Consider the following 19,409-nt stretch of genomic DNA (forward strand, 5'->3'; position numbering starts at 1 on the left):
AATCACTAGCTATGTCCGACTTTGTACACCTTGAGTTAAGACTAGGGTAGGAGTAATAGCTTTTTGGTTCCAAACTCTTACCAGTGCTTTACGCTGTGACAGCACAATGTTCTGTATTCTTTTGATTTGGAGATTGTCTTGATAAAAACAAAATACCAATATTACAGAGTTATACTTATCAGTATAATAAGTTTAATAAAATAAGCAATAAATTTATCCATCAATTGATGAGTATAATACAATATGGATAATCTTTTTTTTAAAAATCTATTATAAAGCAATAAACTTATTTCAGCATATTCACGGTACAATAGTTGATTTTCTGTAGAAGAAATCCCTCCATCGGAAAAAATAGAAATTGGAAATCCAAGATTATAAAACTTGCCATTATCCAAATAAATTCTACTGTAAAGATCGTAATCAGATGCAATTCTATATGCAGTGTTAAAAGAATATTTTTTTAATACCGTAGTTTTAATAAGTGAGGATTGATGGCAAAATGGCAATTTATAATAAAATGCTGATAGAGAAGTCGGTTTATTGATTTTAAAGAAACCGTCTGTATTAAATACAACAGAGCCATATAGCACATCTTTGTTATAGATAGACCTATTTTGTAATACTTTGTATAATACATCAGCATTATAAAACAAATCTCCAGAATTTAAAAAGATAGTCCAAATCCCATTTGCCTTTGATAATCCTTTATTCATTGCGTCATAAATACCTTGATCTTTTTCACAAAACAAGAATGAAATTCTGTCCTTATACTTCTCAATAATATCATAGCTTCCATCGGTAGAATCCCCATCAACCAGAATGTATTCAATTTTAATATATTCTTGAGATAATACACTTAAAATAGTTTTCTCTAGTCCATATCTATTGTTTTTATTGATAGTAATTACAGTAAAATCATACATCGTATTTTCTAATAAAGTCTTCAACGTTCCAGAAATATTTTTCTACATCTTTTAACGAATCTTCATGAAATTCCCACCAACGAATTTTTATCAAGGAGTTAATTACTGCAGGAGAAAATCTATTCTTAATAATTTTAGCAGGCACTCCTCCTGCAATAACGAATGAGGGCAAGTCTTCGGTTACGACTGAGCCAGCCGCAATTATAACGCCATCACCTATATTAATGCCATCAAGTATTGTTACATTAGCACCAATAAATACATCATTACCTATCACAATATTTTCACGTTCTGTTATTTTATCAGACAATGAAAAAGTTGTCCCATTCTGTTTTTTAGTTGAATAAAACATTGGAGATGTGCTAATACCATTTACGGGATGTATCCCCCATCCGCATAGAAAATTTGGTCCAATTGAACAAAATTTTCCAATAATAGCATTAGAAATGCATGAATTTTGAGAAATATAAGTATAATCACCTATTTTAACATTTGAAATTGAATATGGAAAATATTTTTTCACAAACTTACCTTCAATACAATCTGACAGATATGAATGGCTGAGATAGTAAATGTTAGATTTACCTAATCTAGTAGTTGGTTTAGAAAGAATTAAGACAAGAATAGGCTGAAATAAAAATCTCAATAAATTAATAAATCTATTCTTCAACATTGATTAATTTTTATAAAATAGATATTTTTTTAAAGATTTTTTTCAATTTGGTATAAAAATAACTATATCCATATTTGTTTGGTTGAAGGCAAGTTTTATGATAATATAAATCGGCAATTCTATCGTGTATCATCAAAGCAGGGTGCTTAATGGGTAAAATTGATCTTGTTGGAATATTTGCACACGGATTTTGAGAATCAAATGTATGAGTTGCATCTTGATCAAATCCAATATTTGTAACCAAGTTTACATTAGGAAGGATTGCTAATCCATTGTTCATCCAGATCATAAACATAAATTGATAATCCCAACAAGAATCATTCATTCTATTCTTTTTTACTATATCAAAAATTCCCATCCAATAATTCTCTTCACTTTTAGTTAAAAATTTTTTTTGTAATATTTTTCGCATTTGCTCTTTCTCTATATATGAAATAGTATAATCATAATTATTCCAAACACGTTTCCAAGTAGCCCAACCCCAAATCGCGTTATGTAATGAATAATAATAAGATCCTTTACCTCTGACTTTTCCGTTTTGAAAATTAACTCCTCCAACAGACATAATTTTTATATCATTTCTATAATATTGCAATAACTCTTGACAATACCAAAAAAAATCTTTATGTGGAAGACAATCATCTTCTAAAATAATTCCTTCTTCAACTTGACTGAAAAACCAAGTTATAGCATTTGATGGACCCAAACCACATCCTAAATTTTCCTTTCTAAAATTTAATTTTAATTCACATTCCCAGTCTACCTGATGTACAATTGCTCTAGTTCTGTCAACTAGATTGACATGATTAATTTCAAAATTTTTATAACCATCTGCGGCAACAAACAACTTTTTCGGTTTGATCAATTTTATTTGATCAAATACTATTTGTGTCTTAACAGGTTTGTTAAATATAATCAATAAAATTGGCGTATCCAGCCTGGCTGATTGCATATCTTAAATAGTATAGTTTATTTATGAATTCTTTTTAAATTATTCAAAGTTTTTTTTATATTCATATATTTTCTATACACTCCCCATTCATTTTCAACCATGTCATTCTGAATTTGTTCATTAAAAAAAATAACACTCTTTAAAGGGTATTTCTTTGTAGTAAAACATATTTTATTATTAAATGGCAAGTTATCAAATCTTTCAATAAGTTCTTTGGTGCAAAGGTCTCTATCAGAAAATTTTACTAACATATTTGTTTTGTTAATTCTTGAGCTTCTTTTCTTCCAATTTTTTTTTGCCATTATTTCTGAAGTGTAATGTAAAAAATGAATTTCGACTTCGTTATCAAGCAAAGCAATTGGGTATTCCTGAGTTTCTATATTATTTTTGTATTTAGATTCATTTGCTTTAATAAATACTAAGTCAGAGTTAATGTACGAATCGAAATTTTCTAAAAATTTGATATAACATGGTGCAAATAAAAACAATCCAACAAATGGAGTTTGATATTTTAATTTAAAGTAATTGTAAACAAATCCTCCCCAGCAATTATTTGATATAATTGTAAAGTTGTAATTCCATAGCCCAATTTTTCTCATAAGAAAAATTACATTCACCTTTTGCTTATAAAAAACCTTATTAAGGTTAATTGCAGTTAACTTTAATAAGGTATCGAAAATTAAATTATTTTTCATTATAATTATTAGGTGTAGTGTTAAATAATTTAAACCTTAGTAAGTAAATAAGTTTAAAAACTAGTGTAACTAATTTCGATAATATATAGGGACGCTTTTTTATAACAATAATATTAAAAAATTTAATATTGTATGTAAATAATGTTGAGTAAAAAAAACTTGTAAAATTATAAGTACATAACTTTACAATTCTTAAATCTTCCTTTGTAAATATTTTGAATTTTGGATCAAAATATTTACCTTCTATTGCGTACATTACTGATGCGAAATACAATTGAGATATTTTACGATATAATAATGCTTCTTTGCAATTATTGTATCGCAGATAATGATATAGTTCTCTAGAAATATAATTTAAATCAATAGAGTTTTTTAAGCTTATATTGTTTGTAATAGAGTTTAAATTTGATCTCCGATAATAATATAAAGTTTTATTCAATAATGACATTTTATCAGTGTGAAGGATTAATCTAATGAAAAAGTGCTCATCTTCATGTAATAAATTTGGTTTGAATTCTAACTTATTGATTTTAAGAAAATGCCTATTGTACAGATACATTGGTGAGGCCGAAAGTGGGAAATCTTTATTATGAATATAATACTGTGTAAAATAAAAAATTCCATTCACAACTTGATTTTCATAAGGAAATACCTTAGGCAAGCCAATTTCGTCAGTTGATTCTGTGAAATTAAAAGCTAATACATCTAGTTCTAATTTTTCAGCATGACAATAAGTTTCTTTGAGCATACCAGGAAGTAGAAGGTCATCACTATCTAAAAACACTATATATTTTCCTTTTGCATTGATAAGCCCCTCGTTTCTAGCCTTTCCTAAGCCTTGATTGTCCTGATTTATAATGATAAGATTACGAAATTTTTCTGCATATTTTTCCAATAATTCTCTTGAGTTATCTGTAGATCCATCATTAATACAAATTATTTCATAATCTGAAAATTCCTGATTTATTACAGAATCTAAACAGGGCTCAATGTAGTTACCAGTATTGTAAACCGGTATTATTATGGATATTTTTATATTTACTTCTATCGTATAATATAATCTACTAATACTCTTTAAATTAAATATTTTATTGAAAAATTTGATGATATTATCTTCTTTAACATACTTGTTTAGTTCATTATTTTTAAAAAATGGTTGTACTAGATATTTGGCGTATAATTCTTCATCTTTATCAATTTTAATAATTTTACTTATTGCGTCTTCAATACAATCAAAATCGTGAATATTAACAAAACTTTTCACATTAAAATCTGTATAAATCTTAGGATTTCCCCAATATATTGGCAAACTATTAACTATCATTGGGTCAATTATTTTTTCAGTTGTGTAACCTAAAAATGACGAATTCTCAAAAGATATAGTAAATTTATATTTCTTTATAAACTCTCTTTTATTATCAACCTTAAATCCTATATTATTTAACACCTTTCCTCCAGAATCAATTTTTTTATATTTTGAAAGTAATTGAAAGAAAAACTTTCGTTCTTTTGCGTTATTATTGCTATAAATAAAGTTGCAAAATTTTGTTTTTTCTTTTAAAATTGTATTAACATTTTTTTCTAACAGTAATTCATTCATATCACCATACATAACGTATAATGGCAATCTTAGATTACGACCATTATAAGAATCATAATCAAAACTAATACTATAGTCGCATATAGTGAAATCAGGTCTTAAATTCTCTCCTGTATAAAATATACGAATACAATTCTTATAGTTGTAAAAATCTTTCCCTCTCCAAGAAAATATCAAATAATCTGGCTGTTTTTTAGTTAAAACTACTCTATAATATTTAGCCAATAAATTTATAAAATAATTATCTTCGATGTTAAATCCATCCCAAAAATCTGTAAACCATAGCCTTATTTCCGTCATTATTATTTCAATTTGTTTTTAAAATGCGCAGTATTTTTTTTACATTTTTTTTCAAAAAACTTATTAAATTATTTCCATGCAATGGAACATCCATTATTTCTAATAATGTATCGTACGGTGAATTTTTTTTTATAAGATTTTGATTTTCATATCTATTACTGATCAAGAATTCTCCCTCTACCCTATATTCTAATAATTTATATTGGTTACCATATTGAGTTGGATCTCTAAACAAAGGCAAATTGTACTTCTTATACAAGATGCTTAATATTGATTGATCGTGGCGGTGCTCAATAAAATCTAAAAGATTTGGATACCCTAACTCGTTTTCACTATCTGTTGAATTTCTATAGTCCCTGGCGTACTCTAACCATTCTGTCATTAAATGTATAACCCAATCTCTTTTTTGCAAAACAATGAACCCACTCATGCATTGATAATTGTCATAATATTCTTCCTTATCAGCATCCATTAATATAAAGCAGTCTCGCTTTGTCCAAGTACTATTCTTATGTGTAGAATTATCAAATATCATTAATCCATTGTTGTCCGAACAGATTTTAAAAAGAGGTTCGATTGATTTCATAAAAACCATATCAGAATCAGCATATATTATATAATCTAGGGGAGATACTTTATTAAGTGTTTCTAAAATAATAAATGGTTTCCATATCATATATCCCGCTCCTCTGGACTGTGATAATATAAAAGTATTTTCATTATAAAATTTTTTCTTTTTTAACCATTTTTCATTATATTTAATATGATTTGTTATACCGTATTTTCTTTTTGCTGATTTTAAAAGTCTTTTTTGACTAATTGAATACTTTTTATTTGAATACGATATCAATATTTTTTTAATCATAATTAATTTCTATAAAATATATTTTATTATAAGAAAAGAAACCCAGCACCTTTTTCATATTCAAATACCATCCCTGTCTCTGTGCTTTTACCATCCGCTTCTATATATATAGCTCTTGGTATGGTTAGCCAGGTAGCTTGTCCTGGATATGTTAGATACATATCACATATATACGACCCTTTGTTCATATTATTAGGCAATTCCATTTCATATAATAACGAAAAGCTTCCTTGTTGTATGACTGGAATTTTTCCTACTTTATGCCCTGGAGAAAAAAAGGCAAGGGGAATTTCATTATTATCATATATTCTTAACTCTAATGAGATGGCCTTTTCTTCTTTTAAAAATCCATTTATAACAATTTTAACTTTGTTGATATTTATTCCCATACGTATTGAATTTGATTCTTGTTCATTTATTAAAATTGAGTCTATCTTAATCTTTGGGTGACAATATGATATTGAATCTATTACCCTAGACGTTGTTTTTATATTATGGCCTAAGTAGCTATTTATACATTTACTTATTTCATCTTGATTTACGATCCTTCCGTTCTCTAAAACGATTCCCGTTTTACATAAATGTTGAATGGATGCCATGTTATGACTTACAAACAAAATGGTTCTACCTTTATTATGACTAACATCTTGCATTTTCCCTATAGCTTTTTTCTGAAACTCAGCATCTCCTACTGCTAATACTTCATCGACAACTAAAATTTCTGGATCAAGATGTGCAGCTACAGCAAATCCCAGCCGGACAGCCATTCCACTTGAGTAGCGCTTAACGGGTGTATCTATATACTTTTCGCATCCTGAAAAATCAATTATTTCGTCAAGGTTCGAACGAATTTCGTAATTAGTCATTCCTAAAATTGCACCATTTAAAAATATGTTTTCACGTCCTGTTAATTCAGGATGAAAGCCAGTGCCTACTTCTAATAAGCTCCCGATTCTACCATTATAGGAAATACTACCTATGGTAGGTCCAGTTACTTTTGAAAGTATTTTTAGTAATGTAGACTTTCCTGCACCATTTTTGCCAATAATTCCTAGTATATCTCCAGGCATTACTTCGAAATTGATTTCCTTAATTGCCCATACATAATCCGTATTGCCATTGGTTCTATGATCACTGGATTCACCAATTTTTTGATATGGATCTTCTTTACCACGGATACGATACCACCAGCGTTGGGCATCTTCCTTCATTGTTCCGGTACCTATTGCTCCCAGGCGATATTGTTTAGATAGATTTTTGACTTTTATGATTGGTTTCATTATACAATTAAGCTTCTTTATCTTACTTTATTTTTTTCAATAAAATCTTTTATTCTGTCATTGCATAAATCTTTCATTTGGATATTGATGTTTTCCTTGGTCCAGTTCCACCATTCTATTTTTAATAGCGATATAATATCATCTTCATCAAAACGTTTACGTATTAATTTTGCGGGATTACCTGCATGAATTTCATATGGGTTTATGTTTTTTGTAACTACCGAATAAGCACCAATTACAGCGCCATGACCAATAGTCACACCCGACAGTATGGATGCTCCTTTTCCTATCCATACGTCATTCCCAATTATTACATCCCCTTTTGTTGATGAATAATTAGATATATTTTTAGCGTTATGAAAAACTGCTGGCAGCGTAGGAAATGGATATGTTGATATCCATTCCGTTCGATGATTACCCCCCAAGAATATCTTAACTTCGTCTGCAATTGAACAAAACTTGCCGATTTCTAACCGTGATCCTTCACTCCAATCAAGAATTATTGGCTTTCCATACGTATACTCACCTATAATATAATTTTTATTTTCGAAAATATCCTTCGTAAAGAATGGCTTTTCTGACAAATCGAATGGCGCTAATTTTCTGGATATATAATTTTTAAACCTTCTTTTTACTGAACTTATGTTAATCATAAATTAAAAGACTATCTATTTATATTCTTTTATTAAACTGTTTTACATTGTTTGGCTACCAATCGCCATCAATTTAGGCAACTGTATCTATACCGTATCCATAAAGTTTTTCTCCGTTCTGTTGAAGATCATCAATCCAACCAAAAACACGATAATTGTAAATCCGGCTGAATAGCCAAGCAATCCCCAAGAAAACGTACCAATGCCTAAAAACCCATATTTAAAAGTCTCAATGACGCCCGTCATGGGATTAATCAACATGATGAACTTGTATTTCTCCGGAACCGCCGACAATGGGAGAATAACCGGTGTCGCATACATTAACAGTTGTACCCCAAACTCGACTAAATATTGCAGATCGCGGTAACGGGTGGTCATGGCAGAAACGAGCATCCCAAGCCCTAGCCCCATAAAGCCCATGATGACGATCAGCAGCGGCAATAAGAGTAGTGTGCTGTTTGGGTGCAATTCATAACCTCTAAAGGCAAAAATAATAAACATTACCAGGAATAAGAGAATCCCGATTCCGAACTGAATCAGATTACTGATCACAACCGATAAGGGCGTAACCGCTCGCGGAAAATAGACTTTTCCGAACAAGCCGGCATTCGCTGTAAAGGTGTTTGAAGTGGCTCGCAGGCAGTTGGCAAAGTAGTTCCAGGCCGTAACGCCCGCCAGATAAAACAAAATGGGTGGTGCCCCATCGGTCGATAATCCGGCCATTCCGCCAAAGACGATAGCCATAACCACCGTCTGGAAAATCGGTTGAATAAAAAACCAGATTGGCCCCAGAATCGTTTGTTTGTATTTGGCCACAAAATCACGGCGGACAAACAGCATCAGCAGGTCGCGATACCGCCAGATTTCGGCTAACCGCAAGTCGAACAGGCTGTTCTGCGGAGTAATCGAGTGGGCGTACGTCTCTTTTTCCTGATCGACGATCGCTTCGTCTTCTACTTCAATCATTGCAATGCCTGCTGCTGTCTGTATACATTGGCTATTCGGTAACTATACCGCAATCTTATTCCGTCGGTTATTTGCCAACGGATGATAATCCCCGCTAAGTGTAGTAAGGCTGGCATTTCGAATGTGATGAACAATCTCTATGGATGGCGAAGCCTCGCTGAGCGTAAATCCGTTTCCCGCCAGAATTTGTTCGTAGCTCTTCGTGTGCAAATCCGTAAAACCGTCGCTAAATTCAATTTCTTCCCCTTCGATTTGCAGCGAGCGGTAGGTTCGTTTGGACGTAAGTCTGATCGCTTCGGGAAGAGAGGTTTCATCTGTACTCAAGAACCACCGCACGCGAGCGCGTTCCAGTTCCAGGTAACCGGCGGCTTTGTTATCCTCGTGGACGTGTACGGTATTTTGGTTTACTTTCCCGAAGATCCAGGTAAGCATATCAAAAAAATGAACGCCAATATTGGTGGCGATCCCCCCGGATTTACTCTTATCCCCTTTCCAACTGGTGTTGTACCATTTCCCCCGGCAGGTAATATACGCTAAATCAAGATCGTAGATTTTACCCGATGTGTCCTTATCCATCCGGTTTTTTAAGGCAATAATGGTGGGATGTAATCGGAGTTGGAGAATATTATATACTTTCTTGCCGGTTTCTTTTTCCATTTCAGCGATGGCGCCGATGTTCCATGGATTCAACACGAGCGGTTTTTCGCAAATGACATCGGCACCGCTTCGTAGCCCAAACCGAATGTGGGCGTCATGGAGGTAATTGGGGCTGCAAATACTCACGTAGTCGATGGGTGTCTTGCCTCCACGCCGTAATTTGTCGATGTGTCGATCGAAGCGCTCGAATTCCGTGAAGAAATCAGCCTGGGGAAAGAAACTGTCGATGATGCCTACGGAATCGAATTTATCGAAAGCGGTGACGACGGCATGACCGGTTTCTTTGATGGCTTTGAAGTGGCGTGGTGCGATAAATCCGGCAGCACCAATCAGGGCAAATCGTTTCATGGGAGACAGAAATACACGTTTTTCACTCGGTTATCGACAGGGCACCATTTTTCAGTTGATAAAACACCCCACTTTCCGGACAGGTTGCGATCCCATCTGCATCGAAAACCAGTCGATGCCCGTATTCACTGATCCAGCCCAACTGTTTTGCCGGGTTACCAATGACCAGGGCGTAAGGCGGTACGTGTTTGGTGACCACGGCACCGGCGCCAATAAAGGCATATTCACCAATGTCATTTCCGCACACAATCGTCGCGTTGGCCCCGATACTGGCTCCTTTGCCAACGTGCGTCTTTTCGTACTGTGCACGTCGGTTAATGGCACTCCGCGGGTTAGAGACATTCGTAAACACCATGGAAGGACCCAGAAACACATCGTCGGCGCAGGTAACGCCCGTATAAATCGACACGTTGTTTTGTACTTTTACGTTATTGCCCAATACCACCTTCGGTGAAATCACCACGTTTTGGCCGATATTACAGCTTTTGCCGATGATGCAGCCGGGCATGATATGAGAGAAATGCCAGATGGTAGTCCCCTCACCAATTTCACAACCTTCATCGACAACGGCGGTCGGATGGATAAAAACGGATTCCACGGTTTAAGCGAAATAATCGATCACCGATTCGGCAATGTAAGCCACCTGGGCATCCGACAACTCCGTATGCATCGGCAACGAAATAACCCGCTGACACAGATCCTGCGTCACTTTCAAATTACCGACTACCCTTCCGATTCCCTGATAAGCCTTCTGGTTGTTCAGTGGCATCGGATAATAGATCATACTGGGTATTTTTTTCTGACTCAGGTAGGCTTTCAAATCGTCCCGGCGGTCGGCCGGGACTTTCAACGTATACTGGTGAAAAACATGCGTCGAATGGCTGGCCCGGTACGGAATTTCAATAGCATCGCAATTTTTCAATGCTTCGTCATATAAGTCTGCCACGCGCTGACGGTTGTATGTATACGTCGTCAACTGTTTTAGTTTCTCGATTAAAATGGCTGCCTGAATAGAATCTAATCTGGAATTCACCCCAATCGTGTCATGAGAATACTTCCGCGATTGACCATGGTTGGCAATCATTTTTACTTTCTCAGCTAATTGCTCGGAATTAGTGAAAACCGCCCCGCCGTCACCAAAGCAACCCAGATTCTTGGAAGGGAAGAACGAGGTTGTCCCCAAATCGCCCAGCGCACCGGCGGTTTTTACGCGTCCATCCCGAAAAGTGTAGGTCGCTCCAATGGCCTGGGCGGCATCTTCGATAACGGCAATATCCTGATCGTTGCACAATTGCAGAATCCCCTCCATATCAGCGCACTGGCCAAATAAATGTACCGGAACCACCAGTCTGGTTTTGGGGGTAATTGCTTCAGCCACCAGGTGCTGATCGATGGTAAACGTCCGCGGGTCGACATCAATGATGACCGGTTTTAGACCGAGCAAGGCAACTACTTCGGCAGTGGCCACGTAGGTAAACGCCGGCACGATCACTTCATCGTTTGGTTTTAAGTCCAGCGCCATCATGGCCAGTTGCAGTGCATCGGTTCCGTTCGCGCAGGAAACCACATACGGGATGTTCAGATTCGTGGCCAGTTGTTTTTCAAACGATGCTACCTGGGGTCCTTTGATGAAAGCCGTTGAATCGATACAATCCTGAATTGCAGTATCGATCGCAGCTTTACTTTTCAGGTATTGATTTCGTAAATCAACCATTTGGATAGTCCCCAGATCGTCGGTTTTCATGGCGAAGGCGTCAGGTCTTCCGGTTAAAAAAGCTATTTGCTACGTACTTTTTTAACAATAATGTTGGTCAGTATCCGCCTGAGATATAGCAGATCCGTCTGAAATGGGGCTTTTGCATACGCCTGCAAATAAGTTACTTCCGACTGAACGATCTCCGTGAAAGTAACCGGCATATCGGCGTAAAAAGGCGGTAATAAACCGGGTTTATATTTTTTCCTGATGACTTGGGCGTGTTCGGGATACAAGCTAAAATAATGCTCACTAATGGGGCGGACACCAATTAATTTAATGTCGCCTTTTAACAGATTATATAGCATTGGCAATTCGTCGATCCAGTATTTGCGGAGTACCCGCCCGCCCGTACTGACCCTGAAATCATTTTTGAATTTCCCCCCCGCTTCCAGCCCATTTTTTCGGTGTAAATAGTCCTGTACGTATTCAGCGTAGGGATGCATTGAACGAAATTTATAAACGGTGATTCCTTTCCCATTTTCACCCAGACGTTTCATCTTAAAAAGAAACCCTTCATTGGGTTCAGGATTTGAAATACTGGGATTAGAAACGCTACTAGGCTGCGTAATAATGACCGTTTCGTAATCGGTCTCTACCAAATCGATGATATTGAAACCTTTATAAATAAGCCGACCCATTATCTCGGCTTTAGAAACGTCGATGGGTATTGTCAGTAACCGGCAAATTTTTCGACATCCTTTGAGCTTAGGCAGAACCCTTCTGGATAAAAAGTGAAATGGGTAATAAATATTGAATATGCTGGAAGAAAACCGCTCCTGAATTTTGAATTTTATATTTTCCGCCGTGACTATTCTAAAAGCAAAATAACCATCGGGCGATAAGTATTGGCGAACTCTTTCGAAAATCAGATTAGGATTATCCGATTTTAAGAGGATCTCATCAAGGTACAAATTATCAACTTTCCGATGAAATGTGTTTTGTATGATCTCTTCTAGTTGTACACAGGTCCAGTTAGGCTTATTGGCAAAATTCAATAAATAATCAGGTATTTTCTTTTGTAAAAATCCGTTACCGGATGAGATCGAATTTATTGGATCGAATTTCTCTTTCGGAAAATCCGACTCTAGTGAGCGCTCACCCTTTAAGGTAAACAGACTGTAAAACATTTTATAGGTAGGACAGGGAAACTATAGGTAAACAGAAATACGCTTGTAATATTAAAACTTTGACTTGTCACTCTCAATTTTTATTAAGGGTGGACAACTAGTGTCAATAGTTGAGGATCACATTAATCCTTCGTTATAAATCGATTGAACCAGCTTTTCTGGGTTGTTTTTTCAGCATAATATCCCCCGTTTCCATAGCCATACCCGTATCCATAACCATAGCCATAATCAGAGGAGTTTTTGTAATTGACTGCATTAAAAATCACATTGAGGGATTTAAATACTTTCTTCTTATTCAGGTCATTTATCGTGTTCAGATAGAGCTTGGGTGTTTTCTCATGACGTACTAAATAAAAACAAACGTCCGTGTAAGCTGACAGAAGCGTAGCATCAGTTACTAGACCAACTGGGGGAGTATCGATTAAAATATAGTCAAAAGATTGTCTCAGAATTTCGATCAGTTTTATAATCCGGCCATTGGCTATCAACTCGGAGGGATTAGGAGGTATGGGGCCACTGGGGATCAAATAAACGTTTTCAATTAAGGTACTTTGAATTACCTCTTCAATCTCGGCTTTCCCGATCAGGTAATTCGACATACCCACCTTATTACTAATGTGTAGATATTCTTGTATTTTGGGTTTCCGCAAATCCAGGCCAATAATAACTACTTTTTTGTCCAGAAAAGCCAAAGAAGCTGCGAAATTAAGTGCGATGAAACTCTTCCCTTCTCCGCTTGTAGATGATGTTATCATAATCGTATTTCCGACGCCCTCCTTGGTATCTAAAAATAGATATTGCATGTTAGAACGAAGCATCCGAATCTGTTCACTAACAAAACTACGGCTTTTTATATCAATGATTTCTCCTTTTTCTTCTTTTGGTTTAATGCCTACTTCGCCAAAAACTACCAAGCCGGTTCTCTTTTCAATTTCTTTTTTGGACTGAACCGTATTGGTTAGCATCTCTTTGATGGCAATAAGCCCGATCGGTATTGAAAGGCCTAATAAAAGAGCAATTAAGTAGATATTATTTTTATCAGGTCGGATGGCTCCGCCGGTCGTGAAGGGAACATCGACCAGTCGGCTGTCAGTAACCGTGGACGCATATGATAAAGCCGTTTCTTCGCGCGTTCTTAACAACAATAAGTACAAATCTTCTTTAATATTTGCCTGTCTTTTAATACCTACAAATTCTCGTTCTTTCCGTGGAATGGTTGAAATTGCACCTTCAAACCGGTTATTTAATTCAATTAAACTGCGTTTCGTCACATTTAAACTAGCCCGTTGGTTATTTAGATTTTCACGAATCGCTTGTTTCACATTCCGCATTTGGCTGTTGATGGTTTCCAGATAGGGGTTGCCCGGCTGAACGGTTTGGGCCAGTTTACTCCGATCTATTTCCAATTGCGATAATTGCGCAATATAAGAAGTCAGGACTGGATCACTAACCCCCATCATCGTAGCCGGTGCCACAATACCTACCTGGGAACTATTCAAATACTCGTCGATCCCATCCAGAACTTTTAACTGAATATCGAGTTCATTCAGTTTTGAATCATTTTCTTCGACTTTTCCCAAGAATAAATTTGCTTCCGAGCTTAAATCGCCGACACCCTTCGTTTTTCTAAATTGTTCCACATTTTGTTCAACCCCACCCAATTCTGCCGTAACCAGTTTCAATCTTTCTTCAATAAAACGAAGCGTATTGGTAGCTTCCCGGTTTTTATCTTCTAATGACGTAAAGGCATATTCATCCAATAACTTCATCAGGATATCTTTGCCTTTTGCCGGCACCGCAGTTTCGAGCCCCAGAGAAATGAGTGTGCTCTTGGGGTTGAGAAGTGCGATCTGCAATCCACTGATTAAACCGTTTACCAAACCGTCGCGATCCTGAAAAACAACCTTTATCGGTGTAGTATATACGGTGTTGAGACTGTCCCGATCAGATACCCGGAATTTACCGTATTTGGATTTTACCAACTGGTTATATTCAAACGTTCCTATCGTATTCTGCTCGTTGTCCAACAGTTGATATTTATTGCCGGACTCTACTTTAATGTATAGAGGATTGCCGTATGCAAAAGCCGTTAATTCTGTCGTATTCAATACAATCGGGCTATCTGTATACAATTCATTATCCCGTGCTTTTGCTTCTTTCCAGTAGGTTACAATCAAATTCAGGTCATCTACGACTCGTCTAATCAATGCCCTTGATTTCAACACTTCGATTTCATTCTCTACGAGTTTACTCCGACCGCCCATGTCCAGTTTTTCGAGCACTTCGGCGTTCATTTTTTTCTCATCCTTGATCAAAAGTGTGGCATTTACCTGATAAATCGGCGTGTATTGTTTCAGGTATACATAAGCAAAGGTAAAACTTAAGCCCAGAGCCAAAACAATCCAATACCAGTAACGCAGATATTTAAAGACGTAACCAAGAATATCAGTATCATCATCTTCTTCAAAAATCTGTTCAGTGTTGCTCATAGTCAAATTTTCAATAACCGAACGCAGGTAGACAATGTAACCGTTCCTGAAAGATTACCTTGTGCGATGGTCTCAAAATCGCGATATCAAATAAAATACCGATAGAAATGTCGTAAATAAACTCAAATAAATGGGTGCTCGCTGAACAAATAAACTGGTTGGTTGCGGTTGGGGCGGAAGCGTCTTATCCTTCGTAGGCTCCACATAGATAATGTCATCATGCTTGACGTAGAAATACGGAGATGTAAAAACTTCGCGGTTGCGCAGGCTTACTTTCCCGATTTCCCGTTTCCCTTTCACCGACCGGATAACGGTAATGCTATCTCTTTTTCCATATACCGTCAAATCCCCGGCTGCTGTTATGGCTTCAATCAGGGTGGTCTGATCATTCAGTAAATTAAATGTACCAACGTTCCCCACTTCACCCAGAACCGTAAATTTGTGATTCATAAACCGAATGTTGACCGCCGGATCCTTGAGCGTTTTTTCAACTTCAAGCCTAATTCTTTCCTCAGCCTGTTGCAAGGTCAACCCTTCCAGCTTTTGCTTGCCAATGAGCGGCATGGACACATTTCCCAACGAATCTACGGGATACCCCAGCGGCTGATTGCCGGCGCCGGCAGCGCCCGGCGAAAAGGTGGCAAGTGGCAATGAGCTTACATTGTAAAAATTGAGTATCTCATTGGATTCCTTATTTAAGCTACTCACGATAATGCCGAGAATATCCCCTTTCTGGATTTTAGATATCTGGGGAACAGCGGTTTCGATAGAAGCCGGGAAGGTTAAATCTTTACTCTGAAAATACTCGAATTGGGGCGGGGGTGGTTTAACACTTTTGCAGGATGATAATTGAAAGACAAGGAAACATCCAATGAAAATGACTTTTTCTATTTCTTTAATTGTGTTTATAATACCTATACCCATTTAGTGTTAGTTTTCAGAAAGTTACATTGTAAGATGGAATGTAGCAGATAAAATTCATTAATTTCCAAGGCTTCGCCCGTTCAGTCCCATTATTATAATGGAACGTAGAAAAAATGAAATACGACTAATATAAATCCTTTTAAACTCTTATTAATATGCGTTACAAACTCAACATTTTAATTCTTTTGAATTTACAATGTTGAATTTTAGAAACTGGCACTCCGAGGGCCATACTTAAGTAGTTTTAACTATTAAGTCTCAAAGAATTTTACCAATTTAATGTATCCCTTACGCCAACAAATCACTTGTATACTAACAATAAAAGTGAAATTGCTTTACAGAACCGGGAACATAATTGTGCTTTACTTTTAAAAAGTAAAATTCATGTACTTTTTAATTCTACCGGGTTATTCCACAAACGAATTTAGTGATAAAATTGAATTATTTGCAATAAATATCCAATTTTTTTTAAAAAAAACCTAATTATGGATATTATCAATCTTAATGAACCAGTTTAGTTCCAAGTATTGTATTGAAAAATATTTTATCTACTTTCTAGTTAAAAAGTAGATAAAAATGAATATCTTTCATGACATTTTTTATGTTTTAATACACACAAGAACTTGTGGTAAATAACTATTCGCCAGTTGAAATACTTTTTTTTGAAAATCTACTCATTTTTTTTAAAGTGAAATGCTGTTATTAGACCATAATTTTTGACTCTAAGGACTGATTCACCATCAAAATTCAGTTTTCAGCCCCTTCCATAATCCAATGTACAACCAACAGTAGTTGGCAAAGACAAACCTGACCGCTCAAACCAATCGACTACTGGCCCGTACGGCCCATCCTGATTCGCTTTCAGGCTAATGATATAATCGGCCTATTTATCAATGACCAAATTGGCAATGGCATCAATCGTTACGAAATCTGCTGACCCCAGTTAGTCAACAAATTTTCTAATTGACACAGATTAAGGAATCGAAACACCCGGCTTAATGTATCGGAGAGGGAATGCCAAACGGTAATTCTAAAAACTCCCGTATCATTTCTTCTTCATCGCAGAAGGCGCTTAAAATCCTTTTGATTTTTGCTTTTTTTGATTTAAGGAACTCCCAATATTACAAACATATTTTTTTATTTCTAAAAAAATATGTTTCATTTAAGTATTTTTTCTAAGTATATTAATTTCTTTTCTAAGTACCCCAGATTATTATTATACTTACACACAATCATTTGCGTTACATAAAAATAAGTGCTGCCGTTTAATAAATTTTGGTTTTCATAAGTAGTGATAGAAATCTATAAGTTACTGATTTTTAGCTTTCATGAAACTATTTGTTATACTATTTCGAATTTCGGTTATTGAGTTTGGTAGCCAATTCAGCAAACTGTAAACTACGCGTTTTTATCAAACTGAAAATGAGCGCAAAGAGCATTTTCAGGCGGGCTAAGTACCATAATCCTCCTGCTTGTTGAGTGGCGGATTGGCAGATTTTTCCTACTTTTGGTGAGTAATATTCAATCATTACGGGGCTGTTTTTTTGTTGCTTGGCCGCTACAAATTTCCAGCTTTTTTCTTGATTTTAAGTTTCATCATGCAGCGTAAACGAGCACAATCCCTGTAAAAGATTTCCCTGAGGAGGTCAGTACGTAGACGGCCAACTCGTTAATTTTCAACGCCGGAAATAAAACTCGTCGCCCGTCAGCGAAGTCGACTCCCACGGAATCTGTTCGTTGTTCGTTTTCTGCATCACATCCGTGCGCACCAGCCGGAATACGGACTCAATCGAGACGTTGGGCTTCTGAATGTGTTGCAGCAAACTTTCGGTGTAGGTGCCGTTTTTACCGGTTCCGTCGGCGGCCGTACTGCCGGGCGCGGTGGCAAAGGCAATGAGCGTGCCGGTTGGGGCTTTAATCGACGCCGGCCCGCCCGAATTGCCGGCATCCCGTTGCTGGACCGGTTTGACGAACGGATCGTTTCGGCAGGCATCCATCACCAGAATGTTGACGCGGGTGTTGGCGGCTTCCATTTTATTCAGAATATGCTGCAAGCCAACACATTCCGATTCAACATCACTCTGTTTCGTCACTTCCACCGGCACCAGGTAATTCAACCCGTTGCGCTGAACGCCATGACCGGCGTAATAGACCATCCCGACCGTATACTTCTCCTTGCTCAGCACCTCTCCAAATGTATTGATGGCACTGATGAGAGCAATCCGGTCGACATTCGTGCATTTGATCACCCTGAATCCCAGGCTGGTCAGCGAGCTGGCCATCGCGTCGGCATCGTTGACCGGATTGCCCAGCGCTGGTACGCCCGTGTACCCACCGTTTCCGATCACCAACGCCAGCCGTTTATCGACCGCCGACTTCGCAGCCGCAATCCGCTGGGCCATCTGGGGCGTCAGCGTAAATTCCAGCCGACTGACGTTGCCCACCGCATCATACGCTTCCATCAGAATGGGGTAGTCGCCCCGGTCGGTCAGTTGCACCACCGGCTGAAACGTCCCTTTCTCGTCGAGCGCAACCGACTGGCCGTTGAGCGTGAGCCGATCGACCTTCGAGGGATCGGTGACCCGCCCGATGATGGTGACCTCACCCGTTTTAGCCTTTGCCAACCGGGCCATGCCCCGGGCCGCTTCCGGCAGCGAAGGGCTGATCACATCAATTTGCGGGCCAACGGTATCCCGCACGGCCAACACCGGTTTTGCCGCCTGTTTTCCGGAAAAATGAAAGCCTATCTGCCGAAAAAACGCTTCCCGGTCGCGTTCATACGCCCCCCGGCCTTTGAAAAGAATCGTAACCGCCTGGGAAGCCGCCTGATCAATCGATTGAACACTACAATGGGGAGCCCTGACAATGGCGACCGGCTCCGGCAGTTCGGGGTCGAAGGCTTCCAGTTTGATGATCACCCGCGGCACCGACGCATCCAGCGGGCATTTATCCGTCAAACAACTGACTTCGATCCGCCACCCGGCCTCGCCGGCCTGCGAACCCGATACGACCGAAAATTTCCGCTCGCGAAGCAATCCCTGCAAAACCGGAATGACAGACGTCAGGTCCTGGGCACTCCCCGTCTTCACAACGACCGCTACCGGCGGTTCGGCCACAGCCCCGAAAACCGTGGCACACACCAGCCAACTCCCCATCAAAACCGACAGCACACTCAATCGGAATCTCATCATCGTCTCTTCT

General features: G+C 37.6%; 16 protein-coding genes. All 16 read right to left on the reverse strand.

Going from position 1 to position 19,409, the window contains the following annotated elements; translation table 11 throughout:
• Positions 1 to 161: 161 nt before the first annotated feature.
• Positions 162 to 923, reverse strand: coding sequence for a glycosyltransferase family 2 protein (locus tag DUE52_RS21200; RefSeq protein ID WP_114408055.1), 762 nt, complete (start codon positions 921 to 923; stop codon positions 162 to 164).
• Positions 916 to 1,596, reverse strand: a complete 681-nt coding sequence (locus tag DUE52_RS21205; RefSeq protein ID WP_114408056.1) for a CatB-related O-acetyltransferase — start codon at positions 1,594 to 1,596, stop codon at positions 916 to 918. Before DUE52_RS21205 ends, DUE52_RS21200 begins: the two co-directional genes overlap by 8 nt.
• A gap of 10 nt (positions 1,597 to 1,606) precedes the next feature.
• Positions 1,607 to 2,548 carry a hypothetical protein gene (locus DUE52_RS21210; RefSeq protein ID WP_114408057.1) on the reverse strand — a complete coding sequence of 314 codons (942 nt, stop codon included), beginning with the start codon at positions 2,546 to 2,548 and terminating at the stop codon, positions 1,607 to 1,609.
• 17 nt (positions 2,549 to 2,565) lie between these two features.
• Entirely contained in the window at positions 2,566 to 3,243 is a 678-nt protein-coding gene (locus DUE52_RS21215) for a DUF1919 domain-containing protein (protein WP_114408058.1), read from the reverse strand.
• Positions 3,233 to 5,143: a glycosyltransferase gene (locus tag DUE52_RS21220; RefSeq protein ID WP_114408059.1), complete on the reverse strand. Its 1,911-nt coding sequence runs from the start codon at positions 5,141 to 5,143 to the stop codon at positions 3,233 to 3,235. The genes DUE52_RS21215 and DUE52_RS21220 overlap by 11 nt, the downstream gene beginning before the upstream one ends.
• 7 nt (positions 5,144 to 5,150) lie before the next feature.
• On the reverse strand, positions 5,151 to 6,008 hold the full coding sequence (locus DUE52_RS21225) for a glycosyltransferase family protein (protein WP_114408060.1): 858 nt from the start codon (positions 6,006 to 6,008) through the stop codon (positions 5,151 to 5,153).
• Positions 6,009 to 6,034: 26 nt separating this feature from the next.
• Positions 6,035 to 7,288 (reverse strand): ABC transporter ATP-binding protein, encoded by a 1,254-nt coding sequence (locus DUE52_RS21230; RefSeq protein ID WP_114408061.1) that lies wholly within the window; start codon positions 7,286 to 7,288, stop codon positions 6,035 to 6,037.
• 17 nt (positions 7,289 to 7,305) lie between these two features.
• Entirely contained in the window at positions 7,306 to 7,941 is a 636-nt protein-coding gene (locus tag DUE52_RS21235; RefSeq protein WP_114408062.1) for a CatB-related O-acetyltransferase, read from the reverse strand.
• Positions 7,942 to 8,028: 87 nt separating this feature from the next.
• Complete coding sequence (locus DUE52_RS21240) at positions 8,029 to 8,907, reverse strand: ABC transporter permease (protein ID WP_114408063.1); 879 nt, start codon at positions 8,905 to 8,907, stop codon at positions 8,029 to 8,031.
• A 42-nt stretch (positions 8,908 to 8,949) separates the two neighbouring features.
• A complete protein-coding gene (locus DUE52_RS21245; RefSeq protein WP_114408064.1) occupies positions 8,950 to 9,912 on the reverse strand; it encodes a Gfo/Idh/MocA family oxidoreductase in 963 nt (320 codons plus the stop codon).
• A 22-nt stretch (positions 9,913 to 9,934) separates the two neighbouring features.
• Positions 9,935 to 10,510 carry an acyltransferase gene (locus DUE52_RS21250; RefSeq protein WP_114408065.1) on the reverse strand — a complete coding sequence of 192 codons (576 nt, stop codon included), beginning with the start codon at positions 10,508 to 10,510 and terminating at the stop codon, positions 9,935 to 9,937.
• 3 nt (positions 10,511 to 10,513) lie between these two features.
• Positions 10,514 to 11,656, reverse strand: coding sequence for a DegT/DnrJ/EryC1/StrS family aminotransferase (locus DUE52_RS21255; protein WP_229312253.1), 1,143 nt, complete (start codon positions 11,654 to 11,656; stop codon positions 10,514 to 10,516).
• Between the two features lie 32 nt (positions 11,657 to 11,688).
• Entirely contained in the window at positions 11,689 to 12,795 is a 1,107-nt protein-coding gene (locus tag DUE52_RS21260) for a sugar transferase (protein WP_114408066.1), read from the reverse strand.
• Positions 12,796 to 12,917: 122 nt separating this feature from the next.
• Positions 12,918 to 15,284: a GumC family protein gene (locus DUE52_RS21265; protein WP_114408067.1), complete on the reverse strand. Its 2,367-nt coding sequence runs from the start codon at positions 15,282 to 15,284 to the stop codon at positions 12,918 to 12,920.
• A gap of 72 nt (positions 15,285 to 15,356) precedes the next feature.
• Positions 15,357 to 16,208, reverse strand: a complete 852-nt coding sequence (locus DUE52_RS21270; protein ID WP_114408068.1) for a polysaccharide biosynthesis/export family protein — start codon at positions 16,206 to 16,208, stop codon at positions 15,357 to 15,359.
• Between the two features lie 1,676 nt (positions 16,209 to 17,884).
• Entirely contained in the window at positions 17,885 to 19,399 is a 1,515-nt protein-coding gene (locus DUE52_RS21275; RefSeq protein WP_114408069.1) for a caspase family protein, read from the reverse strand.
• Positions 19,400 to 19,409: the final 10 nt, after the last annotated feature.

Origin of the sequence: Larkinella punicea (assembly GCF_003334855.1) — a bacterium.
Taxonomy (GTDB): Bacteria; Bacteroidota; Bacteroidia; order Cytophagales; family Spirosomataceae; genus Larkinella; species Larkinella punicea.

Excerpts from the sequence above, each read along its gene's own strand:
- DUE52_RS21260 (WP_114408066.1), bottom strand. The coding sequence starts at position 12,795 with ATGTTTTACAGTCTGTTTACCTTAAAGGGTGAGCGCTCACTAGAGTCG.
- DUE52_RS21215 (WP_114408058.1), bottom strand. The coding sequence starts at position 3,243 with ATGAAAAATAATTTAATTTTCGATACCTTATTAAAGTTAACTGCAATT.
- DUE52_RS21200 (WP_114408055.1), bottom strand. The coding sequence starts at position 923 with ATGTATGATTTTACTGTAATTACTATCAATAAAAACAATAGATATGGA.
- DUE52_RS21235 (WP_114408062.1), bottom strand. The coding sequence starts at position 7,941 with ATGATTAACATAAGTTCAGTAAAAAGAAGGTTTAAAAATTATATATCC.
- DUE52_RS21255 (WP_229312253.1), bottom strand. The coding sequence starts at position 11,656 with ATGAAAACCGACGATCTGGGGACTATCCAAATGGTTGATTTACGAAAT.
- DUE52_RS21220 (WP_114408059.1), bottom strand. The coding sequence starts at position 5,143 with ATGACGGAAATAAGGCTATGGTTTACAGATTTTTGGGATGGATTTAAC.
- DUE52_RS21230 (WP_114408061.1), bottom strand. The coding sequence starts at position 7,288 with ATGAAACCAATCATAAAAGTCAAAAATCTATCTAAACAATATCGCCTG.
- DUE52_RS21210 (WP_114408057.1), bottom strand. The coding sequence starts at position 2,548 with ATGCAATCAGCCAGGCTGGATACGCCAATTTTATTGATTATATTTAAC.
- DUE52_RS21205 (WP_114408056.1), bottom strand. The coding sequence starts at position 1,596 with ATGTTGAAGAATAGATTTATTAATTTATTGAGATTTTTATTTCAGCCT.
- DUE52_RS21275 (WP_114408069.1), bottom strand. The coding sequence starts at position 19,399 with ATGATGAGATTCCGATTGAGTGTGCTGTCGGTTTTGATGGGGAGTTGG.
- DUE52_RS21270 (WP_114408068.1), bottom strand. The coding sequence starts at position 16,208 with ATGGGTATAGGTATTATAAACACAATTAAAGAAATAGAAAAAGTCATT.
- DUE52_RS21225 (WP_114408060.1), bottom strand. The coding sequence starts at position 6,008 with ATGATTAAAAAAATATTGATATCGTATTCAAATAAAAAGTATTCAATT.
- DUE52_RS21265 (WP_114408067.1), bottom strand. The coding sequence starts at position 15,284 with ATGAGCAACACTGAACAGATTTTTGAAGAAGATGATGATACTGATATT.
- DUE52_RS21240 (WP_114408063.1), bottom strand. The coding sequence starts at position 8,907 with ATGATTGAAGTAGAAGACGAAGCGATCGTCGATCAGGAAAAAGAGACG.
- DUE52_RS21245 (WP_114408064.1), bottom strand. The coding sequence starts at position 9,912 with ATGAAACGATTTGCCCTGATTGGTGCTGCCGGATTTATCGCACCACGC.